Genomic DNA, 16,681 nt, shown 5'->3' with positions numbered 1-16,681 from the left:
TGATATAAAAGATTTATACTTCCGCCCACTGCCGCAGCAGGTTGTGATAATGCCCCGTCAGGCCTAGCACTTCCTCGGTGTCGCCGATCTTCTGGCGCAGACTGTAGATGTTGCGATCCAGCTCGAACAACATGCTGCGCTTCCAGTCGTCGCGGATCATGCTCTGGCTCCAGAAGAAGGCGCACACGCGGGCGCCGCGGGTGACCGGTTCGACCCGGTGCAGGCTGGTGGAGGGATAGACGATCAGGTCGCCGGCCGGTAGCTTCACTTCATGTGTGCCATAGGTATCGACCACCACCAGTTCGCCCCCCTCGTAGTCGTCCGGGTCGCACAGGAACAGGGTGGAGGAGACATCGGTACGGATGCTGCCGGCGGCATTGGGCAGGTTGCGCACCGAGCCATCTACATGCAGGCCATAGTGCTCGCCCCCTTCATAGCTGTTGAAGAGCGGCGGCATGGTCTTCTTGGGCAGGGCGGCGGCAAAGAACAGGGGATTCTTGCGCAAGGCCTCCAGGATGATCTCGCCCAGCGCGAAGCCCAGTGGCGAGTGTTCCGGCAATTGCCGGTTGCGCTTTACGCGCGCCCCCTGGTCGCCCACGGTGGCGCGGCCGTCCACCCAATCGGCGCGATCCAGTTCGGCACGGATGTGACGCACCTGCTCGGCGCTGAGGACTTCGGGGATATGCAGCATCATGATGGAATTCTCCTGTCGCTAATGAAAAGGCCCCTCCGGTGAAGGAGGGGCCGTCAAGTCTGGCTGATCCATGACTGGACTCAGTGGGCATCCGCCACTTTAAGCAAAGCCCTTGGTGGCGGGACTGAGGCAGATCAATTCATTGCGATCGGCTGGTTCAGAACTTGAAGTTGGCGGTCAGCGCCACGGCGCGTGGCGTGCCCGGGGTGTAACGATAGCCGCTCTTGTTGATCGCGGCGACGTAGTCCTTGTTGAAAATATTGTAGACATTCAACTGCAGGTCCACATTCTTGTTGACGACATAGCCGACCATGCCATCGAAGACCCAGTAGGCATCGGCAAAGGTCGGTGTGCCCACCGCGCCATCCTTGCCCCGCAGCAGCGAGCTGACGTAGCGCGCACCACCACCCACGGTAAAGCCTTGCGGCAGCCGGTAGGTCGCCCAGGAGGTGAAGGCCTGCTTGGGCGTGTAGGCCAGGTTGTTTTCACCGGAAGCCGTGGTGATGGCGCCGTTATCGACCTTGGTATCCATCCAGGTATAGCCGGCGGTGAGCGACAGATTGCTGGTCACGTCACCGGTCACGCCCAGCTCGATGCCCTGCACAGTCTTCTTGCCGGTCTGGAAGTATTGCAGCGAGGTCGGATCCTGCTCGACTTCATTGGTCACTTCGGTGTGGAACACGGCGGCGGTGACGGCCAGTTTCTTGTTCAGCAGATCCCACTTGGTACCCAGTTCGGAAGTCTTGGTCTTCTGCGGGGCATAGTTGGTATTGGCCGCGCTGTTGGCCGAGGCCGACAGCGTGAAGTTGGCGCCGCCCGGAGGTTGCTGCGAGGTGGCATACAGCGCATAGATGCTGCTGTAGTCGGTCGGTTTGAAGATGGCCGCCAGCTTCCAGTTGAACAGGTTGCCCGAGGTTGACAGATTGGTGAGGGCGCCGGCCGCGTTGGCGTTATAGGTGGTGCGATAGTGATCTTCGCGGATGCCACCGTTGATGGACCACTGTTCGTTGAACTTGAGGGTATCGAACAGGTAGGCCGAGACGGTGTCGGTCTTGCCATCGTTGTAGCCGGTCGCACGGATGCTGTAGCTGCCGTTGCCGAAGTTGGGATTCGGGTTGTACAGGTTGGCCGCCGGCAGCGTGCCGGTGGCGGTGAAGGAGGTGGCGTGCTGCTTTTCCTGGGTGAACTCGACACCGCCCACCAGGGTGTGCTGCAGGCCGCCGGTCTTCAGGTTGGCAGTGACGTTGGTCTGGTTGGTGAGGATTTCGTTGGACTGGTCCTTGCGGGTGGGCAGGTTGCGCGCCAGCATCCAGCTCGACAGATTGCTGGCCGAGGGCGTGACCAGGCCGGTGGGACGGCTGCTGCTGGCCGCCGATGCCATGAAGGACGTCAGGAAGTAATCCTGGCTGGTCTTGGCGTAGCGGGTGGTGTTCTGCAGCTTGACGTCCTGCGAAAAGTCATGCTCCACGCGCGCGGTGAACATGTCGGCGGTGACCTTGTCGTAATCGTTTACATTGCCGTAGAAATTGCTGGAGGCCACGCGCGGCGCGCCGGAAATGTAAGGGCGTGCGGGATCGGGCGAGGAATAGCCGGGCAGGCCGATGGTCGGTACGCCACCGTCCGGGACGTTGTCCTGGTCCGCGTGCAGGTAGTTCAGGAACACGCGGGTCGGGCTGTTCAGGCCGAAGGCCAGCGAGGGCGCGATGCCCCAGCGGTCGTTCTTGACTTCATGACGGCCGGGCACGCCGCTGTCCTGCTTCATCAGGTTCAGGCGCATGGCGATGCCGCGTTCTTCGTCCAGGGTCTTGTTCCAGTCGGCCGTGGCGCGCTTCTGGTTCCAGCTACCGTAGGTGGCCGAGGCATTGAAGAAGTTGCTCATCTCGGCCTGCTTGGTGACCAGGTTGATCGAGCCGGTCGGCGAGCCGCGGCCATTGTCGGTGCCGGCCGGGCCTTTGAGGACTTCCACCTGCTGGATGTTGAACATGTCGCGCGAGACCGAACCGAGGTCACGCACGTTGTCCACGAAGATCGCGCTGGAGCTGTCGAAGCCGCGCATGTAGATGGCGTCACCGGTGCTGGTCGAACCGTTTTCACCGAGATAGAAGGTGCCCACGCCGGGGCTGTTGCGCAGCGCTTCGGTCAGGGTGGTGGCGCCTTGTTGGTCGATCAGCTGTTTCTTGATCACGGTCAGGGTCTGTGGGGTATCGACCAGCGGCTGGCTGTACTTGGCCGAGGAGGCTTTGTCGGCCTTGTAATCCGATTCCTGGGTGGCGGTCACTTCGACCTTGGGCAGGGTGGCGCTGGTCTGGGTATGGGCCGCTACCACCGGTAGCAACAGGGCGCCGGCGACGGCAGCCGACAGACGGGTTGAAGCGAGCGCGCCATGGGCGTGCTTGCGGCTCTTGATGTAACTCATGGCAAGGTTCCGAGAGAAGTTATCGAGGGTTTCTCTTGGCTGGCTATGAGTCTGACGGCAGGCCTTGCGGTCAAGATGGACCTGGTCTGCGTCGCTGGAATGGCTGGCGAGTATATGTTGTTGTGTATCCAGTACCAGTCACGGAATGTCGAATTGATACGGGATTTTTACAATTATAAGGAACGCCTAAATAAAAGTGATTCTTATTCTTGAAAATTTTATCTGACCATTCGTCCCCTAAACCGGTCATCACAGCAAAGTCGCTTGGCGGCGGGCTTTTGCGCGCGTCAAGAGCAGAGGCTGATTTGTTGTATAAAAAATACGTCTTCATATTGGGTTTCGCAAAAATGCGTAAATGATTTGCTTGCAGGTGGGCGGGCGGTGGCGGCAGGGCGCCACCACCGTCTGGCGCGTTGGGCGTCAGAACTTCAGGTTGGCCGTCAGCGCGAAGGCGCGTTCGCCGCCCGGGGTATAGCGGTAGCCGCTCTTGTTGATGGCGGCCACGTAGTCCTTGTTGAACAGGTTGGTGACGTTGAACTGCAGGTCGACATGCTGGTTGATCACGTAAGCGGCCATGACGTCGGCCACCCAGTAGGCGCCGGTACTGGTGGGCGTGCCCACGGCGCCGTCACGTCCGCGCAGCAGGCCGCTCGAGTAACGCAGGCCGCCACCCAGGCTCAGGCCGGGCGCGGCGCGCCAGGTGGCCCAGGAGGTGAAGGATTGGCGCGGTGCATAGGCCAGGTAGTTCTCGCCGCCAGCCGTCACCACGCGGCCGCGGGTGACGCGACTATCCATGCGGCTAAAACCCGCCGTCAAGGAAATGTCCCGCGTGACTTCGCCCACCACGCCCAGTTCCAGGCCGGAGGTGGTCTTCCTGCCGGTCTGGAAGTAGGTGTTGGCCACTTCATCCAGTTCCACTTCATTGCTCACTTCGGTGCGGAACAGGGCGGCCGTCAGGGCCAGCTTGCGATCGAGCACCTCCCACTTGGTGCCGAGTTCGGCGGTGCGGGTCTTCTGCGGCGCGTAGTCGGGGTTGGCGGCACTGCTGCGGCTGGCGCTCAGGCTGAAGTTGGCGCCGCCCGGCGGTTGCTGCGAGCTCGCATAGAGGGCATAGACACTGCTGGCGCTGGTGGGCTTGAAGACCCCGGCCAGCTTCCAGTTGAGCAGGTTGCCGGAGGTCTTGAGGCTGCTGGTATTGCTTGGCGAGGTGCTGTCGAAGCTGGTGCGATAGTGGTCTTCACGCAGGCCCAGGTTGATCGACCAGCGCGGCGTAAACTTGATGGTGTGCAGGGCATACAGCGAGACCGTATCGGTCTGGCCTTCGTTGAAGCCGGTGGCGCCGACCTTGACCTTGGATTCGTCGAAGTGGGCGTCGGGCTGGTACAGGTTGGCATAGGGGCGCAAACCAGTGGCAGTGAAGGAAAGTGCACGCTGGCGCTCGCGCGTGAGCTCCAGGCCGCCCACCAGGGTGTGCTTGATATCGCCGGTGGTGAAGGAACTGGTCAGGTGGGTCTGGTTGCTGAGGATTTCGTTGGACTGGTCGCGCAGGGTCACCAGTTGCCGGGCCAGCTGCCAGGTGGAGCGGTCGCTGACCGAGGGTGTGAGGATGCCGGCCGGGAAGCGGCTGCTGGCCACGCCGGTGGCGAGGAAGGAGCTGAGGCGATAGTCCTGGTCGGTGCGGGCGTAGCGGGTGCTGTTCTGTAGCTTCAGGGTCGGGGAAAAATCATGCTCCACGCGCAGTGTGGTCATGTCGGCGTTGACCTTGTTGTAGTCGTCGATATGGCCATAGAAGTTGCGCGGGTTGACCTTGGGCGCTTGGCCGATGAAGGGGCGCGCCGGGTCCGGCGAGCTGTAGCCGGGCAGGCCGATGGTGACCACCCCACCATCGGGGCGGTTGTCCTGCTGCATGTGCAGGTAGTTCAGGATGATGCGGGTCGGGCTGTTGAGGCCCCAGGCCAGCGAGGGGGCGATGCCGTCGCGGCTGCTGTGTACTTCGTGGCGGCCGGGCACGCCGCTGTTCTGCTTCATCAGGTTCAGGCGCAGGGCCAGGCCGCGCTCGCTGTCGATGACCTGGTTCCAGTCCACCGTGCCGCGCTTCTGGTTGAAGCTGCCATAGGTGGCGCTGGCAGTGACCGAGTTGCTCAGTTCGGGCTGCTTGGTGACCAGGTTGATGGAGCCGGTCGGCGAGCCACGGCCATTGTCGGTGCCGGCCGCGCCCTTGAGTACTTCCACCTGCTGCAGGTTGAAGACGTCGCGCGAGATGGCGCCGAGGTCGCGCACATTGTCCACGAAGATGGCGCTGGAGACATCGAAGCCGCGCATGTAGACCGTGTCGCCAGTACTGGTGCTGCCGTTTTCACCGAGGAAGAAGGTGCCCACGCCCGGGGTGTTGCGCAGTACCTCGGAGAGCGTGGTGGCGCCTTGTTGCTCCATCAGCGGGCGTTTGAAGACCTGCAGGGTCTGTGGCGTGTCCACCAGTGGTTGCGTGTATTTGGGCGAGGCCGATTGTTCGGCCTTGTAGGGGGAGTCCTTGGTGGCATCGACCTGCACGCCGGGCAGCGATGGGCTGGTCGATTGGGCGTGCGCAGCCATGGCCGGCAATAGCAGGGCGCCAGCGACGGCCGCCGACAGGCGGGAGGAGGAGTGTTTGCGGCTCTTGATGAAGCTCATGTCAGGTTCCGAGAGAAAGGGTTGGAAATCTCTTGGCTGGCGATGAGGGCGGGTGCGGGACAGGGCGGCGTGAATGCTGTGGGTGTCGCTCCTGCTCCAACCCGGGGAAGGCTGGCGATCAGATATCAGGGGAATCCGGCCAGTTGCTGGGGCGCATCTGGCATGGATCGGGCGAGTATAGGAAGGGCGGCGGGAAAAGGAACTAGTAGAAATTTCGATTTATTGCGGGTATTTTTGACTCCTGCGATGGCTTGCTGGAATTTCGATTTTCTTCAATCAGAATTGTCTGAATCGGTGGGCATGAGGGCCGCCTCATCGATGGTCGGTATCAGCGTATTCGTATAGGGAGGGGTGTGCTGCCGCTATATCATCGCCCTTCATCACTCCATCCAACCACACAGGGAAAGGACTGCAACATGGGCAAACTGAGCACGCACGTGCTGGATATCACCAAGGGCAAGCCGGGCGCGGGCGTGAAGCTGGCGCTGTATGCCGTGGAGCAAGGCGGCAAGCGTCTGCTCAAGCAGGCCGTCACCAATGACGATGGCCGCTGCGATGAGCCGCTGCTGGCCGGTGACACACTCCAGGTCGGCAAGTACGAACTGGTCTTTGCCGCCGGCGACTATTTCGCCGCGCAGGGCCTGAGCCTGCCGCAGCCGCGTTTCGTCGATGAGGTGGTGATCGCCTTTGGTATTGCCGATGCCACCCAGAACTACCATGTGCCGCTGGTGGTGTCGCCCTGGGCGTATTCGACCTATCGCGGGAGTTGATGTCGCCACCCTGATGCATTTTGCTGGTCGATAAAAAATCCGGTCTTCGCAAGAAGCCGGATTTTTTGTTTTGGGTAGGGCAGGTGTCAGAACTCGTTTTGTAGTTTCTTGTAGCCCAGTACCAGTTCATTGTTGGTGCGTGCCACGTTTTCCGAGAACTCGGAAGCGGCCACGGTCACGCGCGGAATGGTCGCCAGGTCGGTCTTGGGACCGATGCGTTCGGTGGAGGGCACGTAGAAACCGGGCGGCAGGTCGCAGCCATCGACCACGGCGTTGTGACGCACCACGCAGCCGGCGCCGATGCTGCAATTGAAGAGCACGCTGTTGAAGCCGATGAAGGCGCCGTCGCCCACCGTGCAGGGACCATGCACGATGGCGCGGTGGGCAATCGAGCTGCGTTCGCCGATGGTCACGGCCGCGCCCGACTTGGAGTGGATCACCACGCCATCCTGGATATTGGAATGGGCGCCGATGACGATGGCTTCCATCTCGCCATGCTCATTGACTTCGTCGGCGCGGATGACGGCATAGGGACCGATGAAGACATTCTCATGCACGATCACCTTGCCGCACAGGATGGCGGTGTGGTCGACATAGGCGGATTCGTGGACTTGGGGCCGGTGGCCGGATGGGTTGCGGCGAAGCATGGATCGGATTCTCCTGGTGATGCGATGGTGCAGAGGGGGCGGATGGTAGTGCAGGGCAGCGGCGGCAATGCTGCCGCTCTGCGCTGGCGTGATGACTCGCATTGGGGCGGACGTCATCGGCGCGCGAGCGGGTAGCGATCATACCCGTTTGGCGCGGCGCTGGACAGGGGCCCCACGGGGGCTTTTGATGGGATGCCCGTGCGCATTGCGCCAAGGCCCGGCTTTCGTTCTCGCGCATGGGGTTTGATGTGGATTAAGGGGAGAGTGGTTGAAATCGGGTCCAATCTCAATTCCTCTCTGTTGTATTTGCGGGCTGCGGCAATATGTCGCAGCCCTTTTTTTTCGTCCGATGCCGACGCTAAATCCTTGTTCGAAAAGGGTTTTTTATGCCGGTGCACGGTGCTCTTGCCAGCTGGCAGCATGGCTGCTGGCGCGCGGCGCGCAGGCTGCGTGATAGATTGCGCCGATGAAAAAAACGGGGAGTGCGAACGCCACGGCGGTCGCGGGTGCGACTGCGCGCGCTTCCCGATCACACCAAGATATCGCCGCCATGACTCCGCCGTTGCCTTCTTCCTGCTTTCCCAGATTGAATCGCCGTCCCTTGCTGCTGGCCATCCTGTGTGCCTGGAGCAGTAGTGCCCTGGCCCAGCAAGCGGCCACCGATTTGCCCACCATCGAGGTGCGCGGCAGTGGTTCGGTGGCCGAACGCGATCAATTGCCGCAGACCAGCGCCAGCGTCACCGCCGACACCGCCGCCGCTAGCATCAACGTCACCGACAGTTCGGACGCCCTCAAATACCTGCCCAGCCTGACCGTGCGCAAGCGCTACATCGGCGACACGCAAGCGCCGCTGGCTACCCGCACCACGGGCGTCAACGCCAGTGCGCGCAGCCTGGTCTATGCCGATGGCATCCTGCTCTCGGCGCTGGTGAACAACAACAATGGCAATGGTTCGCCGCGCTGGTTCATGGTGGCGCCGGAAGAAATCGAACGCATCGATGTGATGTATGGCCCCTTTGCCGCCGAGTATCCGGGCAACTCCTATGGTGCAGTCACCGAGATCACCACTCGGATGCCGCAGCAGTTCGAGGCCAGCATCAAGGCCCAGTATGCGCAGCAGGACTTCAGCCACTACGGTGCTTCCGGTACCTATCGCGCTCAGGAGTACAACGTCGGTTTGGGTAACCGTAGCGGGGCGCTGGCCTGGCGTTTCTCGGTCAATCATCTGGACAGCTATACGCAACCGGTGACCTACATCACTGCCGCCAGCAACCCGGCGGGTACCACCGGCGCGGTGCAGACGCAGGATCGCACCGGCAAGAACCTCTACGTGCTGGGCGCGGGCAACCTCACGCATACGGTGCAGGATACGGCGCGCTTGAAGTTCTCCTATGACTTCACCCCCAGCCTCACGGCCACCTATACGCTGGGTTTCTGGCAGAACCAGGCCAATGCCAATCCGCAGAGTTTCCTGCGCAATGCGGCCGGGGCTACCGTCTATACCAGCGGCTTCTCTAGCAACCAGGTGGACCAGCAGCAGTGGATGCAGTCGCTGGCCTTGCGCAGCAAGACCGGCGGGCCATGGGATTGGCAAGTGCAGGCCTCGACCCTGTCGGCTTCGCGCGACCTGACCCGCACATCCACGGCGGCCTTCCCGGCCGGTCTGGGCGGCGGTGCCGGCACCATTGCCGACGCCAGCGGCACCGGCTGGAGCACGCTGGACGCCAAGGGCATCTGGCGGCCGCAAGGGGTGAATCAGGTGATCAGCTTCGGTGCGCACTACGACCGCTATACGCTGGCCACGCCGACCTGGAATACCAGCAACTGGATCAGCGGTGGCAATGGCACGCTCAATGCCGATTCGCGCGGCAAGACCGAGACCTCGGCCTTGTGGGCGCAGGATGTATGGCATCTCGCCCCCGCCTGGAAAGCCACCCTCGGTGCGCGTTATGAATGGTGGCGCGCCTTCGATGGCAGCAATTATTCGACGGCGGGCAATACCGGTTTCGCGGTCAGCCAGCCCCAGATCAGTCACAACGGTCTCTCGCCCAAGGCTTCGCTGGCCTGGGCCGTGGCCGACGACTGGCTGGCCACGCTGTCCACCGGACGCGCACTGCGCTTTCCCACGGTGGGCGAGCTGTACCAGAACGTGCAGGTCAATGGTGTATTCCTGCAGGCCAATCCGAACCTGAAGCCCGAGAAAGTCTGGTCAACCGAACTGGCCATCGAAAAACAGTTACAACAAGGGCAGGGCAAGTGGCGCGTATCGCTGTTCGAGGAGCGGGTGGCCGATGCGCTGATTTCGCAATCGTCCACTATCGGCAGTGGCGTGGCTTCCTTCACCCAGAACGTGGACCGTACCCGCCAGCGTGGCATCGAAGCCGCCTTCGAGCGTAACGACCTGCTGCTGCGCGGCTTCTCGCTCAATGGCAGCCTGACCTGGGTCGATGCCCGCATCCTGGAAAACCGCGGCTACGTCGCCACCATTCCAGGGGCGACGTCGGTGGGCAAGCGTACGCCCTATGTGCCCGAATGGCGCGCCACGCTGGTGGCCAGCTACAAGCCCGACGACCGCTGGACCTATACCCTGGCCGGGCGCTACAGCGGCCGCGTCTATGCCACCGTGGACAATACCGACATCAATACCCATACCTACCAGGGCTTCGATGGTTACACCGTCTTCGATGCGCGGGTGCGTTACCGCTTCGACCAGCACTGGAGCGGTGCGATGGGGGTGGACAACCTGACCAACCGGGATTACTTCCTGTTCCATCCCTTCCCGCAACGCACGGTCTTTGCCGAGTTGAAGTACAACTTTTGATGAACTGCCAGCCATCGGTGGGTGATGCCGGGTGCGAATGGGAGGAGGGATTTGAGGCTGGACAGCAGAGGCAGGCCGGGATGGGCCCGGCTGCCGGATGAGGTGGGAGGACTGCGGCTGATGGTGATCAGCTGCCGCGTGCCTTTTCGATGGTTTCGCGCGCGGCTTCCATCATGGCTGCCGGTTCTGGAGCGTCGGATTCGAGATAGCTGTTTTCCAGCGTGACCGAGAGATTGCTCATCTTCTCCGACAGATCGGCTAGCGCCACGCTGAGCTCACACATCAGCTCCGAGATGTTTTTTGGGGACTGCGTCATTCCGTTTTCCTTTTCAGATGTCGCACTGTTTGCGCGGCGCCAATGGCGGGGATTCATCGTGCGCGCAGACCGGTGCGTATCAATCGATTACGTCGTGAGCTTCGGCTATTCTAAGCCATGCCGAATGCCGGTACGACTGCCCCTAAGGGGAAAAGTGCGACGAAATGTGCAAGAAAATTCATCCTTGTTGCACTGTGGACATGCTGGAATGGCTTGCCTTGCCAAGGGGGCAGAGATCTAAAGGAATGATTGCTGAAATTCGAAGGATACTCATCTGATCTCTGAGCTTTGACCTCTGAACTCTGACAAGGCGGTCCAGGCGCAGCGACCATTGATGAGTTTTGTGGCGTTCATCAGCCTGGCTCTTCGGTGTCAGCGGCCCGCGCCAACACCACCAGGCCCGGCACGGCCTGCTGCATTTCCACGCGCAGGCTGTCCTCGCGCATCAGCACCACCTGCAAGCCCGCTGCGGACAGACACTTTTCCACATAGCTACGCTGGTGGCGAAAGCGTCCACTGGCGTGCAGGGTATAGCTGGCCTGTTGGTCGGCATCGGCCAGTTCCACCGTGAAGATCACATGACCGCCGCGCCGCAGGGTCGTGCGCAGCGCCTCGAAGAAATCGACCAACTGGCCGCAATAGATCAGCACATCACAGGCGGCCACCAGATCGTAGTGCGCAGGATGGGCCACCATCCATTCCACCACCTCAGCCTGGGCCAGCGTGCTGTAGTGCGGATGGCGGGCAGCGTGGCGCAGCATGTTGGGCGAGAGGTCGATGCCCTCCAGCCGACGCGCATAATGCGCCAGCACCGCCGCACACAGGCCGGTGCCGCAGCCGGCGTCGAGCACGTCCAGGCCGCTCAAGCCGGGCAGGCAGCCCTGCAATACCTGGGCCAGCACTTGCGGGCCGCGATAGTCGAGCTGGGCCAGCAGCTTGCTATCGAAATGATCGGCATAGTCATCGAAGCGGCGCACGATGTAGTCGCGCGGCACGGTCTGGCGGGGCAGTCCGGCGTAGGCGGCGTGCATGTGGCTGGCGATGGGATGGCCCGGTTCTTCCAGCAGCCACTGACGGCATATCTCGGCGGCTTCATCGATGCGGCCGAGAAAGTAGCAGCAGGTTGCCAGCAATTCGCGCGACTTGCCTTCATGCGGTGGCAATACGTAGGCCATGCACTGGTAGCGCGAACTGAGCATGGTGTGGCCCTGTTGCGCGTAGAGTTCGGCCAGTTGCTGCAAGGCCGGCAGGTACTGCGGTGTCAGCGCCAGGGCGCGTTGGCAGGCGGCAATGGCGGCATCGGCCTGTCCCTGGGCGCGACGTGCAGCGCCGAGGTTGGTCCACAACTGCGCATCCTCGGGGCGCAAGACCAGCGCCTGCTCATAGGCCTGCACCGCCTGCTCGAACTGCTGGCAGGCAAACAGCACATTGCCCAGATCGTTGCACCAGTCGGCGTTGGCTGGCCTCGATTGGCTGGCCTGATGCATCAACGCCAGGGCGGCTTCGTGCTGGCCCTGCTGGTGCAGCAGGATACCCAGATAGTGTTGCGAGGGACCATGCCGTTCATCCAGGTCGAGGGCGACGCGGTAGTGCTCTTCGGCCTGGTCGAGCCGGCCGGCGACATGGTGGGTGAAGGCTTCGCTGAAGCTTTCTTCGACGATCTCGCGCAGGGCGCTGGAAGGCATCACGTGGGGCTCCGGTTGCATTCAGCGCAGGCCGAAGCGACGGTCCAGCGACCAGGCGCCAGCACCGCGTGCTACCAACAGCAGGAGCAGGCCGGCCCAGGACAGATGGGTGGGCCAGGCATCGGGATAGACGAAGATCTCGATGACCGCCGTCATGCCTAGTAGTGCCAGCGCGGCACCGCGGGTGAACAGGCCGAGGATGAGCAGCAGCGGGAAGAAGTGCTCGGCATAGGTGGCCAGGTGCGCGGCCAGTTCGGGCGGCACTAGCGGCAGGCGATATTCCTCCTGGAACAGGACGTAGGTACTGTCCTTGATGTCCAGCAAGCCGGTGACCTTGGTACGGCCGGACAGGAAGAAGATCGAGGCGATCGCTACGCGCGCCACCAGGGCCAGCAAGGTGTCGCTGATGAGGCGCGTGGCCAGGTCGGCAGCGCGCGCGTAGAGGGTGGGGCGCAAGGGTGCCATGGGCTGCAGGGTGACGGGCTGGTTCATGGGGTTCTCCATCAATAAAAGGAAGTGAAGGCCGCAGCCTGGACCAACTGGCCCAGCATGGCCGCCATCTCCAGGTCGGGTTCTTGCGTCAGCGCCTGCTCGGCTGCGCTGGCGATGCTGTAGCCGTCGCGGCAGGCAGCCAGGAAGCGGCATCCGCCCAGGCTCAAGGCTTGCCATTGGACTTGGCCGTCCACGCGGGTGTGCAGGGCGCCTTCGCCTTGCCAGTGCGGGGCGAATTCGTCGCTGAGGTTGTCGTTGACCGCCTCGTGTTCGTCTTGCTGGCGATTGGCGGCCCAGATGCTGTAGATGGGATGCTGTGCATCGTGGTGCCAGCGCGTGGCTGCGTGCGGCACCAATTGCACATCCTGCCCCGCGGCCAGCGCCCTGTGCAGGGCCGCCACGTCCAGCGCCGGCTGGTCGGCAGCCAGGTGGGATTCGGTCCAGCAGCGATCCAGTGCGGCCACGCCGGGCAGGTAGGGAAGTTCACTTACTGCTTCCAGTGTATGAAGAAAATCGGCGAAACCGTCCCCATAGGCGATCAGGCTGGCCTGGCGCGGCAGGTGCGCTCGCGCATAGTCCAGCGCCGTGGCCTGCATCCAGGCGCTGCCTACCAGCCGGTGCACGGCGGGGTAATTGGCCAGCAGGGCATCGACGCAGCCCTTGAAGACGGTATTGCGATAGACCGCAAAGGCTGGCTGGCGCGATAGCGCGGCTACGGTCGGGGCATCGCAATGGCCGTCGAGCAGGGCTTGCACGAAGGCGGCGTAATAAGCATGTTCGGGGGCGTTCATGCGGGCTGCTCCTGGGCCAGCATTGCGCTGGCCTGGCTGCGCTCGGCCAGCATTGCGCTGGCCTGGCTGCGCTCGGCCAGCAGGGTGGCAAAGGACGGTACCTGGCCATCGCGTTCGATGAGCGTCGGGCGCCGGCCGATGCGCTCGATCAGGTACTGGTAAAGCGCCCATACCACCGGCGCCACCGGTGCGTCGTGCGAATCGATCAACAGGCCTGGCAGGCTGGCGTCGGCACTGTGGCCGGCCAGATGGATTTCGAGGATGGCTGAGGCCGGCAGTTGATCCAGGTAGTCATGCGCATCCAATCCCAGGTTGGTGGCGCTGACGTGAACATTGTTGACGTCCACCAGCAGGCCGCAGCCGGTGCGGCGCACCAGTTCCTGCAGGAAGTCTGGTTCACTCCAGCCATGCTGCTCCATGTGCAGGTAATGGGAAGGATTCTCCAGGGCGATGCGCCGCTTGAGCACATCCTGGGTGCGGCCGATGTTGGCCGCCAGTCGCGCCAGGGTGTCGCTGGTGCGCGGCACCGGCAGCAGGTCGGGCAGGTAGTGACCATCATTGCGCGACCAGGCCAGGTGTTCCGAGACCAGCACCGGTTCGATGCGCGCCGCCAGTTGCGCCAGTTGGCGCAGGTGCTCGGGATCGGGCGCATCGGGCCCGGCCAAGGACAACGACACCCCATGCAAGGCCAGCGGATGCTGTTCGCGGATGGCCTGCAACCAGGCCAGGCGCGGGCCGCCATCCATCAGGTAATTCTCGGGATGGACTTCGAACCACAGACCCGAGGCGGTGCAGGCCAGGGCCGCGTCGAAGTGCTGGGGTTTCAAGCCCAGGCCGGCCGTGATGGTGTGCGCTGTCATGGCGGACTCGCTCAGATCGGCTTGAGCGAACCCATGCCGCGCGGGGTCTTGATGGAGGTGCAGGTGCCGGCCGGGACGTTCTTCCAGGCGTTGCCCTGGTAATCCATCTTGGCAGTGCCGGCGCAGGTGGTGCCTTCGCCCGCCTTGCAGTCGTTCTGGCCGGCCATGGACACGCCATAGCACTTTTCCATCGCCGGTTTGTTCATCGGTTGCTTGTCTTGCGCCATGGCCACGCCTGAGGCCAGGGTAGCGAGGGTCAGGGCGGCGGTGGCGACGATACGATTGTTCATGGTGTACTCCTTGAAAAGAGAGAATGGGGAAGACGACAGTGACCGGTGCCAACTAGCTTGCTTGCCTGTTGGCCGGTCTGCTGGTTAATTCGCCGGGGGCTGGGGTTCGGTTACAGCGGGGCTGCAGATTTTTTCGATAAATATTTTTGCTGGCTGCTGTAACCGGAAGCCGTTTCTGAACGAATAGACAGGAGAGCGCCACTGGGTGCAGCCCGCCCGCCATGGGTCTACAGGGGATATGAATGAAAACGATGGAACTGGTCAACATGCTGGCCACCGGCACCGGTCGCCAAGCCGATGCCGACAACCGCGCCGTGGCACGCCATGCCGCCGCGCGCATGGCCGTGGCGTTGGCGCTGGGCCTGCTGGGAGCGGCGCTGTTGCTGGCCATCCTGTATGGGGTGCGCAGCGACTTGCGGCAGTTGCTGCAGCAGCCGCTGTTCTGGATGAAGGTCTCGTTCCCGCTGGCCGCGCTGCTGGCCGCTCAGGTAGCGGCGGCGCGCCTGGCGCGGCCGGGGATGCGCATCGGCCTGGGGCCGGCTACGGCGCTGCTGCTGCCACCGGCCGTGCTGTGGCTGGCCGGCGGCAGCTGGCTGGCGCTGGCGCCTCCCTCGCAGCGGCTGGAGCTGTTGCTGGGCAGCAGTTGGGAAGTCTGTTCTTTGAACGTGGCGCTGCTGTCGCTGCCCACCCTGGCTACCATGCTGTGGTTCCTGCGCGGTTTCGCGCCCACCCGACTGCGCGCCGCGGGCGCGGTGGCCGGATTGGTGGCGGGAGCGCAGGGCGTGCTAGTCTATACGCTCTATTGCGTCGAGATGGCGCCTCCCTTCTGGGGTGTCTGGTATGTACTGGGGGTGCTGCTGCCGACGCTGGCCGGCGCCTGGTGCGGCCCCTGGCTGCTGCGTTGGTGATTGGGCGGCGTTTCCATGAGCGAGAGTCCATTCCTGTTGGCCCGTTCCGCCTCGGCGTTGCCGCAGGAGGTGTCGGGCCGTCCCGGCCAGGAGCCTGTGCATCCCACCGAAGAACGCCTGCGCACGTTGCTTTTGGCCGGGCTTGATGGCGATGCGGTAGCCTATCGCAACTTCCTGGCCGAATTGAGCGGGCGCTTGCGCGCCTTCCTGCGCAAACGCCTTTTACACTTGCAGGATGAAGTCGAAGACGTGGTGCAGGAAACCCTGCTGGCCATCCACAATGCCCGTCATACCTATCACGCCGACCAGCCGGTGACGGCCTGGGTACATGCCATTGCGCGCTACAAGCTGATGGATTTCCTGCGCGCGCGTTCGCGCCGCGAGGCCTTCCACGATCCGCTGGACGAAGAGCACGAGCTGCTGGCCACCTGCGACGATGAACCGGCCCAGGCCCGGCGCGATGTTGGTGCCTTGCTGGAAGAATTGCCGGACAAGCAGCGCCTGCCGATCCTGCACGTCAAGCTGGAAGGCTTGTCGGTGGCCGAGACGGCACAACTGACGGGGATGTCGGAGTCGGCCGTGAAAGTAGGTATCCACCGCGGCCTCAAGGCCCTGGCCCTCAAGATTCGGGAGAAATTGCAAGCATGAAGACGGACGACCTCATTTCCATGATGGCCAGCGGCGTGGCGCCGGTGGATCGTCGCTTGCCGATGAGGCAAATGCTCCAGGCGCTGGTCCTGGGCGGCGTCGGGGCACTGATCCTGATGCTGACCATCTACGGCCTGCGGCCGGACCTGTCGGTGATGCTGGGCGTGCCGCTGTTCTGGATCAAGCTGGCCTTCCCGACCACCCTGGCCATCGGCGCGATGCTGGTGCTGCGGCGCCTGGTGCGACCCGGTCTGCGAGTGGGCCTCAACTGGGCCGGCATCGCGCTGCCGAGCCTGGCGATCTGGGCCGCGGGCGCGCTGGTGCTGGTGAGCACCCCGCTGGCGCAACGCCTGCCGCTGGTGTTGGGGATCAGCTGGCGTAGCTGCCCCTTCAATATCGCGCTCTTGTCGGTACCGCTGTTCATCGGCATCTTCTGGGCCGTGCGCGGCATGGCGCCGACCCGGCTGCGCCTGACCGGCGCGGTAGCGGGCCTGCTGGCCGGCGCTTCGGCCACCATGGTGTATTGCCTGCATTGCCCGGAAATGGAGGTGCCGTTCTGGGGCATCTGGTATTTCCTGGGTATGGTCATCCCGGCTGCAGCAGGGTTGCTGCTGGGGCCGCGCCTGCTGCGCTGGTAAGCGCGCCGACAAGAAAAAGCCCGCACGAGGCGGGC

At 63.2% G+C, this 16,681-nt stretch carries 15 protein-coding genes; 5 read left to right on the top strand and 10 right to left on the bottom strand.

Features of this window, described 5'->3' with window-relative positions; translation table 11 throughout:
• Nucleotides 1–13: 13 nt before the first annotated feature.
• From RC54_RS17260 to RC54_RS17250, 3 genes are all read right to left on the bottom strand, one after another.
• Nucleotides 14–694, bottom strand: a complete 681-nt coding sequence (locus tag RC54_RS17260) for a Fe2+-dependent dioxygenase (RefSeq protein ID WP_017454773.1) — start codon at nt 692–694, stop codon at nt 14–16.
• A 157-nt stretch (nt 695–851) separates the two neighbouring features.
• Complete coding sequence (locus tag RC54_RS17255; protein ID WP_061790537.1) at nt 852–3,110, bottom strand: catecholate siderophore receptor Fiu; 2,259 nt, start codon at nt 3,108–3,110, stop codon at nt 852–854.
• A gap of 420 nt (nt 3,111–3,530) precedes the next feature.
• Nucleotides 3,531–5,780 carry a catecholate siderophore receptor Fiu gene (locus RC54_RS17250; RefSeq protein WP_061790536.1) on the bottom strand — a complete coding sequence of 750 codons (2,250 nt, stop codon included), beginning with the start codon at nt 5,778–5,780 and terminating at the stop codon, nt 3,531–3,533.
• A 416-nt stretch (nt 5,781–6,196) separates the two neighbouring features.
• Here RC54_RS17250 and uraH point away from each other — a divergent pair, with 416 nt between their 5' ends.
• Nucleotides 6,197–6,550 (top strand): hydroxyisourate hydrolase, encoded by a 354-nt coding sequence (uraH, locus tag RC54_RS17245; protein ID WP_061790535.1) that lies wholly within the window; start codon nt 6,197–6,199, stop codon nt 6,548–6,550.
• An 86-nt stretch (nt 6,551–6,636) separates the two neighbouring features.
• Here uraH and RC54_RS17240 read toward each other — a convergent pair whose 3' ends face one another.
• Nucleotides 6,637–7,197 (bottom strand): gamma carbonic anhydrase family protein, encoded by a 561-nt coding sequence (locus RC54_RS17240; protein WP_017452917.1) that lies wholly within the window; start codon nt 7,195–7,197, stop codon nt 6,637–6,639.
• A 550-nt stretch (nt 7,198–7,747) separates the two neighbouring features.
• On the opposite strand from RC54_RS17240, the gene RC54_RS17235 reads away from it, so the two are divergent.
• Nucleotides 7,748–10,018, top strand: a complete 2,271-nt coding sequence (locus RC54_RS17235) for a TonB-dependent receptor (protein ID WP_061790534.1) — start codon at nt 7,748–7,750, stop codon at nt 10,016–10,018.
• Between the two features lie 127 nt (nt 10,019–10,145).
• On the opposite strand, the gene RC54_RS17230 is transcribed toward RC54_RS17235, so the two are convergent.
• The 6 genes from RC54_RS17230 to RC54_RS17205 form a co-directional block, all read right to left on the bottom strand.
• Nucleotides 10,146–10,334, bottom strand: coding sequence for a hypothetical protein (locus tag RC54_RS17230; RefSeq protein WP_017452915.1), 189 nt, complete (start codon nt 10,332–10,334; stop codon nt 10,146–10,148).
• A gap of 353 nt (nt 10,335–10,687) precedes the next feature.
• Nucleotides 10,688–12,019, bottom strand: coding sequence for a tetratricopeptide repeat protein (locus tag RC54_RS17225; RefSeq protein ID WP_061790533.1), 1,332 nt, complete (start codon nt 12,017–12,019; stop codon nt 10,688–10,690).
• Nucleotides 12,020–12,040: 21 nt separating this feature from the next.
• Nucleotides 12,041–12,511, bottom strand: a complete 471-nt coding sequence (locus tag RC54_RS17220; RefSeq protein ID WP_061790532.1) for a DoxX family protein — start codon at nt 12,509–12,511, stop codon at nt 12,041–12,043.
• An 11-nt stretch (nt 12,512–12,522) separates the two neighbouring features.
• A complete protein-coding gene (locus RC54_RS17215) occupies nt 12,523–13,302 on the bottom strand; it encodes an HvfC/BufC N-terminal domain-containing protein (RefSeq protein WP_061790531.1) in 780 nt (259 codons plus the stop codon).
• On the bottom strand, nt 13,299–14,162 hold the full coding sequence (gene bufB, locus RC54_RS17210) for an MNIO family bufferin maturase (RefSeq protein ID WP_061790530.1): 864 nt from the start codon (nt 14,160–14,162) through the stop codon (nt 13,299–13,301). Before bufB ends, RC54_RS17215 begins: the two co-directional genes overlap by 4 nt.
• 11 nt (nt 14,163–14,173) lie before the next feature.
• Complete coding sequence (locus RC54_RS17205; protein ID WP_058896244.1) at nt 14,174–14,452, bottom strand: BufA1 family periplasmic bufferin-type metallophore; 279 nt, start codon at nt 14,450–14,452, stop codon at nt 14,174–14,176.
• A gap of 242 nt (nt 14,453–14,694) precedes the next feature.
• Between RC54_RS17205 and RC54_RS17200 the strand changes: the two genes are divergently transcribed.
• Genes RC54_RS17200 through RC54_RS17190 form a run of 3 tightly spaced genes read left to right on the top strand, consistent with a single transcriptional unit; the run spans nt 14,695 to nt 16,646 of the window.
• Nucleotides 14,695–15,360, top strand: a complete 666-nt coding sequence (locus tag RC54_RS17200) for a DUF1109 domain-containing protein (RefSeq protein ID WP_244216366.1) — start codon at nt 14,695–14,697, stop codon at nt 15,358–15,360.
• A 15-nt stretch (nt 15,361–15,375) separates the two neighbouring features.
• Entirely contained in the window at nt 15,376–16,008 is a 633-nt protein-coding gene (locus RC54_RS17195) for a sigma-70 family RNA polymerase sigma factor (RefSeq protein ID WP_058896242.1), read from the top strand.
• Nucleotides 16,005–16,646, top strand: a complete 642-nt coding sequence (locus tag RC54_RS17190; protein ID WP_058896241.1) for a DUF1109 domain-containing protein — start codon at nt 16,005–16,007, stop codon at nt 16,644–16,646. The genes RC54_RS17195 and RC54_RS17190 overlap by 4 nt, the downstream gene beginning before the upstream one ends.
• The last annotated feature ends 35 nt before the right edge of the window (nt 16,647–16,681 follow it).

It is taken from the genome of Herbaspirillum rubrisubalbicans, assembly GCF_003719195.1.
Taxonomy (GTDB): Bacteria; Pseudomonadota; Gammaproteobacteria; order Burkholderiales; family Burkholderiaceae_D; genus Herbaspirillum; species Herbaspirillum rubrisubalbicans.
Note: the sequence above shows the minus strand (reverse complement) of the source record. Positions and strands in the feature narration are given on the sequence as shown.

Coding starts and splice junctions, on each gene's coding strand:
- RC54_RS17260 (WP_017454773.1), bottom strand. CDS start 694: ATGATGCTGCATATCCCCGAAGTCCTCAGCGCCGAGCAGGTGCGTCAC.
- RC54_RS17255 (WP_061790537.1), bottom strand. CDS start 3,110: ATGAGTTACATCAAGAGCCGCAAGCACGCCCATGGCGCGCTCGCTTCA.
- RC54_RS17250 (WP_061790536.1), bottom strand. CDS start 5,780: ATGAGCTTCATCAAGAGCCGCAAACACTCCTCCTCCCGCCTGTCGGCG.
- uraH (WP_061790535.1), top strand. CDS start 6,197: ATGGGCAAACTGAGCACGCACGTGCTGGATATCACCAAGGGCAAGCCG.
- RC54_RS17240 (WP_017452917.1), bottom strand. CDS start 7,197: ATGCTTCGCCGCAACCCATCCGGCCACCGGCCCCAAGTCCACGAATCC.
- RC54_RS17235 (WP_061790534.1), top strand. CDS start 7,748: ATGACTCCGCCGTTGCCTTCTTCCTGCTTTCCCAGATTGAATCGCCGT.
- RC54_RS17230 (WP_017452915.1), bottom strand. CDS start 10,334: ATGACGCAGTCCCCAAAAAACATCTCGGAGCTGATGTGTGAGCTCAGC.
- RC54_RS17225 (WP_061790533.1), bottom strand. CDS start 12,019: ATGCCTTCCAGCGCCCTGCGCGAGATCGTCGAAGAAAGCTTCAGCGAA.
- RC54_RS17220 (WP_061790532.1), bottom strand. CDS start 12,511: ATGAACCAGCCCGTCACCCTGCAGCCCATGGCACCCTTGCGCCCCACC.
- RC54_RS17215 (WP_061790531.1), bottom strand. CDS start 13,302: ATGAACGCCCCCGAACATGCTTATTACGCCGCCTTCGTGCAAGCCCTG.
- bufB (WP_061790530.1), bottom strand. CDS start 14,162: ATGACAGCGCACACCATCACGGCCGGCCTGGGCTTGAAACCCCAGCAC.
- RC54_RS17205 (WP_058896244.1), bottom strand. CDS start 14,452: ATGAACAATCGTATCGTCGCCACCGCCGCCCTGACCCTCGCTACCCTG.
- RC54_RS17200 (WP_244216366.1), top strand. CDS start 14,695: ATGAAAACGATGGAACTGGTCAACATGCTGGCCACCGGCACCGGTCGC.
- RC54_RS17195 (WP_058896242.1), top strand. CDS start 15,376: ATGAGCGAGAGTCCATTCCTGTTGGCCCGTTCCGCCTCGGCGTTGCCG.
- RC54_RS17190 (WP_058896241.1), top strand. CDS start 16,005: ATGAAGACGGACGACCTCATTTCCATGATGGCCAGCGGCGTGGCGCCG.